2 protein-coding genes are annotated in these 1,509 nt (G+C 35.3%); both read left to right on the forward strand.

From position 1 onward, the window contains the following. Positions 1–311, forward strand: a 311-nt coding sequence (locus tag BUC11_RS16505; protein WP_139259424.1) for an IS66 family transposase, incomplete at its 5' end; no start/stop codon positions are given. A 172-nt stretch (positions 312–483) separates the two neighbouring features. Continuing rightward, positions 484–705, forward strand: a complete 222-nt coding sequence (locus BUC11_RS17260; RefSeq protein ID WP_262487745.1) for a topoisomerase C-terminal repeat-containing protein — start codon at positions 484–486, stop codon at positions 703–705. Positions 706–1,509: the final 804 nt, after the last annotated feature.

Raw genomic sequence — 1,509 nt, forward strand, 5'->3', positions numbered from 1 at the left:
CTCAAACAAGATGGGATAATTTATCGGCATACCTATTAGATGGTAACTTGCAAATAGATAATAATCTGGTGGAAAATGCAATCAGACCAGTGGCCCTGGGTAGAAAGAATTATCTTTTTGCCGGATCGCACGATGCTGCTCAAAGAGCGGCTATGGCCTATACCTTTTTTTCTAACTGCAAAAAGCATAACGTAAATCCTTTTGAGTGGCTAAAATATACCCTTGAGAATATCCAATCTATAAACCACAAGAATATTAAAGACCTGTATCCCCACAATTACAAGCAGCTAGCGGAATCTAAACCATTGTAAAATTACGCTCCTATCATTAATCTTATTGAACTAAACAATATGTAGTTGCTCGGGTGGATACTTTACAACAACTATAACACAAGAACTACTTGCTTTATCTATTGAAGTCGAAAAGCAACCAGAACTAACTTGTCCAAGATGTAAAGTTCAGAAGTTAGCGATTCGGGATAAGTTGGTAAAATGCAAGGATGTAAATTGTAATTGGGTTCAGTTTCGCAATATATGTGGCGTACAGCTAAGCCTTGTGGATTTGGAAGCATTGATTACTAAAGGCAAAACAAGCCTCTTAAAAGGAATGATTAGTAAATCTGGAAAGAAATTTGACGCCTTCATCGTTATGAATGAAAATGGAGAAACGTCATTCGTATTTCCAGTTAAAAAGAAAAAGAGGTAGAGTCATTGAAAGAGTTCTGTTTGTTTTTAGCAAAATGTAACCGTGAGTGAATGTTGTACTTCACGTAAAAGGATAATAGACAAATTATTTGAGTATCAGCTCATATTATAAAAAGGAAGGCTATCAACTGGATAGGGCTGGAATAGAGTGGAGCGTAGGAATGGAGCGTAACGAAATGAAGCTTTATCCAGTTGATTAAAGCCTGACCAAATGCAAGGAATGAACGTGTGGAGCTGAGGAACGGAACAGTGTAAAAAAACAGCTTCTTATTTTTAAGGGGCTATTTTTTTATTGGCTGTGAAGTGCATGCGCAGGGTAGGGATGCCGAAAAACAAATTTCGTTTACACCTTACTGTTAAAAGCATCCGGCTATAGTAGCCAAACGAAGCAAAGAGAATGACTGGAGTGAGACCTACAGAACGTTTATGTAATTGATAGTGTGATACCCCAAAATCAATGAAATAATGATTTTTTGTTTAAAAAGTCATATTTCATTAAAGTACTCTTCGGTAGTTTTTATAGAATTTCTTTCATAGAATTTTGAATAATTAATAACGTAACCTTCATAACCGCACATTTTTAAAATTAACTTGCTCAATAATGTATATAATTTAGCACTTATATACATCATGTGGTCGTCTATCTCTTCACTGGTTCGTTTTACTTCTCCATTCATTAAAATGTTACCATGAAGAAGGACATTTCGGTATATGCTGCTCCCCAAAAAACGTACAACTTTTTGTGTGAATTTAAGATAGGATTAAAAACCTTAAATTAGCAGAATTATGTCAAGAACAAGAAGAG

The organism is Flavobacterium xanthum, from assembly GCF_900142695.1.
Taxonomy (GTDB): Bacteria; Bacteroidota; Bacteroidia; order Flavobacteriales; family Flavobacteriaceae; genus Flavobacterium; species Flavobacterium xanthum.